The following is a 4,930-nucleotide window of genomic DNA, read 5'->3' as shown; positions in this document are numbered from 1 at the left end:
CTTCATGCCACTTCACCTGGCTCAGGCGAGTGTTCAGGCTGGAGAAGAAAACGCCGCGCTGTTCGTGGTTGACGAAGCGGCTGAAGAATTTCTGATAGTCCTGCGCGCGCAGCTGACGGGTCAGTTCCTTTTCCAGCTCCGCCGAAGAGGCGTACTCCTTGACCGGATGCTCCGGGTCATCCGGGACGTAGGCGACCACCCGCGCTATTGTGTGGACTTCATCGGCCTGGGGGGCGAACACCAGGATACCGGTGAGCGGCGCGCCCATCATGGTCAGCGCCTGAGCTTGCAGGTGCTGCCCGTTGATGCGCAGGTGCCGCACGCCGTCGATCAGTGCAACGATCGTGCGACAGTAACGGTCGCTGATATCGCCTGTCAGACGGGCGAATTGCAGGGCGGCCTTGAGCGCGGCTTTTTCGCTCTTGTCGACATGTTTGCGTAACGTTGCGCCTTTTTTCGCGTCGGTCATGCCGAGGTGGTCTTCGAGGTACGTCTTGTACTGCGCACCAATGTCCAGCTCCCGGCACATTTTGGTGAACGCCGGGATGCTCATTTTTTCCTTGAGCCAGGGCAGGGTGTCGAACTGTGCGGTGGCCGAGAGCGGCGTGTCGGACTGCGCGGAAGGCAAGGACTGCATGATGTACGTGGAAGCGGCGTCATAGGCATCGTCCTGCGTCTCCTTTTCCTCGAAGTTATGCAGCGCCGCCGCCAGCAGCGACACCGTCCACGTGCGTGCGCCGGTCTTGATGCCGAACAGCGGCGTGGTGGCAGGGATATACAGGCGCAGCTGGATGTTGCTGACATCCAGTTCCAGGTCGAAGTGGGCCTTGATCGCGGCCTTGAGCAGCGGTTCGGCAAAGGCATTGATGTCCCTGAATTGCTCCAGTTGGCGGTCGACATCGTTTTGGGCGGACCAGTGGGCGGAATTGAGCGCCTTGAGCGCCTGATGCTCGGTCGCCGAACGCGCTAGAAGTTGAAGGGGCATCGCTGGCAGGGTGTTTTTCAATGCCTCGCGTCTGGACGCTGAAGCATTGCCGAGCCATGTGGGCAGGCTGGCTTGCAGGTGCAGATAGTGAGTGTCGGGTTGTGCCCCGAAAGGGGTGTCGTTGGGGTGTTCAGTCGTTTGCATCGGGCCAATCCTTGGCATCTGGAAAGCACCAAGCAAATCAGAACGATGCATGGGGGGTGCGGTACATATTTATAGCTGTGCCGCGCCGTTCAGTTGATATCCTCCCGGGCCTGCCGCAAATCGGCAGCGACAGTTTAAACTGCGCCTTTGCGACGCTATATGTCGCATTGCCGTAAACCCGGGAAAATTCAGGGTTTGCGCTATAAGAAGTTGTCGCTTGGCGACAAGGCCGGGCTGAAAACTGTCCTTACAATCCTCACCAAGCTCGCCAGTTTCAGGCGGGTGTTCCTCTTCAGGAGACTCCGATGTCCGTTGATCACGCTGCGGTAGAACGCGCCGATTTCGACCAGGTAATGGTTCCCAACTACGCGCCTGCCGCTTTCATTCCGGTGCGTGGCGCCGGTTCCCGCGTCTGGGACCAGAGCGGCCGCGAGCTGATCGACTTCGCCGGCGGGATTGCCGTAAACGTATTGGGCCACGCGCACCCGGCGCTGGTCGGTGCGCTGACCGAGCAAGCGAACAAGCTGTGGCACGTGTCCAACGTGTTCACCAACGAGCCTGCCCTGCGCCTGGCGCACAAGCTGATCGACGCCACGTTCGCCGAGCGCGTGTTCTTCTGCAACTCCGGCGCTGAAGCCAACGAGGCCGCGTTCAAGCTGGCCCGTCGCGTGGCGTTCGACCGTTTCGGCAGCGAGAAGTACGAAATCATCGCCGCGCTCAACAGCTTCCACGGCCGTACCCTGTTCACCGTCAACGTCGGTGGCCAGTCGAAGTACTCCGACGGTTTCGGTCCGAAAATCACCGGCATCACCCACGTCCCTTACAACGACCTGGCCGCGCTGAAAGCGGCGGTGTCCGACAAGACCTGCGCGGTCGTGCTGGAACCGATCCAGGGCGAGGGCGGCGTGCTGCCGGCCGAACTGGCTTACCTGCAAGGTGCCCGTGAACTGTGCGACGCACACAACGCGCTGCTGGTGTTCGACGAAGTGCAAACCGGCATGGGCCGTACCGGCCACCTGTTCGCCTACCAGCATTACGGCGTGACTCCGGACATCCTGACCAGCGCCAAGAGCCTGGGCGGTGGTTTCCCGATCGCGGCGATGCTGACCACCGACGCGCTGGCCAAACATCTGGTCGTCGGCACCCACGGCACCACTTACGGCGGCAACCCGCTGGCGTGCGCGGTAGCCGAAGCGGTGATTGACGTGATCAACACCCCTGAGGTGCTGAACGGCGTCAACGCCAAGCACGACAAATTCAAGACCCGTCTGCAGCAGATCGGCGAGAAGTACGGCCTGTTCACTCAGGTGCGTGGCCTCGGTCTGTTGATCGGTTGCGTACTGAGCGATGCCTGGAAAGGCAAGGCCAAGGACATCTTCAACGCCGCTGAAAAAGAAGGCCTGATGATTCTGCAGGCCGGCCCGGACGTGATTCGTTTCGCTCCAAGCCTGGTGGTCGAAGATGCCGATATCGACGCTGGTCTGGACCGCTTCGAACGCGCCGCAGCAAAACTGACGCAAGCCTGATAGACCCTTCGACGCCTGGAGTTTTCCCAGGCGTCGATCAAATTTTTTGATACCGAGCACTATCAATGTGGGAGCGAGCTTGCTCGCGAAGAAGGAGTGTCAGTCGCCATCTAAGCTGACTGATATACCGCTTTCGCGAGCAAGCTCGCTCCCACAGTGTCCGGTGTTTTTTCTGTGAATTGATAAGAGAAAAGGAGTGACACCATGCTGGTGATGCGCCCTGCGCAAATGGCTGATCTGGGCGAGGTACAGCGTCTGGCTGCGGACAGTCCGATTGGTGTCACTTCCTTGCCGGATGACGTGGAACGTCTGAGCGACAAGATCGCCGCAAGCGAAGCCTCGTTTGCCGCCGAAGTCAGCTTCAATGGTGAAGAGAGTTACTTCTTCGTCCTCGAAGACACCGCCACCGGCAAACTGGTCGGCTGTTCGGCCATCGTTGCTTCGGCCGGTTATTCGGAGCCGTTCTACAGCTTCCGCAACGAGACCTTCGTCCACGCCTCGCGCGAGCTGAAGATCCACAACAAGATCCACGTGCTCTCGCAATGCCACGACCTGACCGGCAACAGCCTGCTGACCAGTTTCTACGTGCAGCGCGAGCTGGTGGGGTCGCCGTGGTCCGAGCTCAACTCCCGTGGCCGTCTGCTGTTCGTCGCCAGCCACCCGGAGCGTTTCGCTGATTCGGTGGTGACCGAGATCGTCGGCTACAGCGACGAGAACGGCGACTCGCCGTTCTGGGACGCGATCGGTCGCAACTTCTTCGACCTCAACTACGCCGAGGCCGAGCGCCTGTGTGGCCTGAAGAGCCGCACGTTCCTTGCCGAGCTGATGCCGCATTACCCGATCTACGTGCCGCTGCTGCCGGACTCCGCTCAAGAAGCGATGGGCCAGGTGCACCCGCGTGCGCAGATCACCTTCGACATCCTGATGCGCGAAGGCTTCGAGACCGATCACTACATCGACATCTTCGACGGTGGCCCGACCCTGCATGCGCGTGTTTCGGGGATCCGTTCGATCGCCCAGAGCCGCGTGGTGCCGGTGAAGATCGGTGAGCCGGTCAAAGGTGCCGGGCGCCAGTATCTGGTGGCCAACGCACAGTTGCAGGATTACCGCGCGGTGTTGCTGGAGCTGGACTACGCGCCGGGCAAACCGGTGACCCTGGATCTGGAAGCGGCCGAAGCCCTGGGCGTCGGTGAAGGTGCGAGCGTGCGCCTGGTGGCGGTTTAACGCCTTAGCGAGTTTCACGGGTGGCGAAGGCGGCCCGTTTGAGGAGATAGCATGATTGTTCGTCCCGTACGCAGCAGCGATTTATCCGCGCTGATCGACCTGGCCCGCAGCACCGGCACCGGCCTGACTACTTTGCCAGCCAACGAAGAACGCCTGACCCACCGGGTCGGCTGGGCCGAGAAGACTTTTCGCGGCGAAGCCGGCCGTGGTGATGCGGACTACCTGTTCGTGCTCGAAGACGACAACGGTCGCGTGGTGGGGATTTCCGCCATTGCCGGCGCGGTCGGGATGCGTGAGCCGTGGTACAACTTCCGTGTCGGCCTGACCGTCAGCGCCTCGCAGGAGCTGAACATCTATCGCGAGATCCCGACGCTGTTCCTCGCCAACGACCTGACCGGCAACTCCGAGCTGTGCTCGCTGTTCCTGCACGCAGATTACCGCACCGGCCTCAATGGCCGCATGTTGTCCAAGGCACGCATGCTGTTCATCGCCGAGTTCCCGGAGCTGTTCGGCAACAAGATCATCGCCGAGATGCGCGGTGTCTCCGACGAAGCCGGGCGTTCGCCGTTCTGGGAAAGCCTGGGTCGGCACTTCTTCAAAATGGAATTCAGTCAGGCCGATTACCTGACCGGTGTCGGCAACAAGGCGTTCATCGCCGAACTGATGCCGAAATTCCCGCTGTATACCTGCTTCCTCTCGCCGGATGCGCGCAACGTCATCGGCCAGGTGCACCCGGACACCGAGCCCGCGCTGGCGATGCTCAAGGGCGAAGGCTTCAGTTATCAGGGGTACGTCGATATCTTCGACGCCGGCCCTGCCATCGAGTGCGAAACCAGCAAGATCCGCGCCGTGCGTGACAGCGAAGCGCTGGTGCTGGCGATCGGTACGCCGGGCGATGACGCTACGCCGTTCATCATCCATAACCGCAAACGCGAAGATTGCCGCATCACCGCTGCCCCGGCCCGTCTGGCCGCCGGCACGCTGGTGGTCGATCCGCTGACCGCCAAACGTCTTCAACTCAACGCCGGCGATCAAGTGCGCGCCGTGGCGT

At 61.4% G+C, this 4,930-nt stretch carries 4 protein-coding genes; 3 read left to right on the top strand and 1 reads right to left on the bottom strand.

Going from position 1 to position 4,930, the window contains the following annotated elements; genetic code table 11:
• Window positions 1-1,129: dermonecrotic toxin domain-containing protein (locus DBR24_RS06910; protein ID WP_371921241.1), on the bottom strand; the 1,129-nt coding region annotated here is incomplete at its 3' end.
• Window positions 1,130-1,434: 305 nt separating this feature from the next.
• Here DBR24_RS06910 and DBR24_RS06905 point away from each other — a divergent pair.
• From DBR24_RS06905 to astA, 3 genes are all read left to right on the top strand, one after another.
• Entirely contained in the window at window positions 1,435-2,655 is a 1,221-nt protein-coding gene (locus DBR24_RS06905) for an aspartate aminotransferase family protein (RefSeq protein WP_128614307.1), read from the top strand.
• A 204-nt stretch (window positions 2,656-2,859) separates the two neighbouring features.
• Window positions 2,860-3,879 carry an arginine/ornithine succinyltransferase subunit alpha gene (aruF, locus tag DBR24_RS06900; protein WP_007951057.1) on the top strand — a complete coding sequence of 340 codons (1,020 nt, stop codon included), beginning with the start codon at window positions 2,860-2,862 and terminating at the stop codon, window positions 3,877-3,879.
• A gap of 51 nt (window positions 3,880-3,930) precedes the next feature.
• Window positions 3,931-4,930: arginine N-succinyltransferase (gene astA, locus DBR24_RS06895; protein ID WP_128614311.1), on the top strand; the 1,000-nt coding region annotated here is incomplete at its 3' end.

Origin of the sequence: Pseudomonas sp. HMWF006, from assembly GCF_003061205.1 — a bacterium.
Taxonomy (GTDB): Bacteria; Pseudomonadota; Gammaproteobacteria; order Pseudomonadales; family Pseudomonadaceae; genus Aquipseudomonas; species Aquipseudomonas monsensis.
Note: the sequence above shows the minus strand (reverse complement) of the source record. Positions and strands in the feature narration are given on the sequence as shown.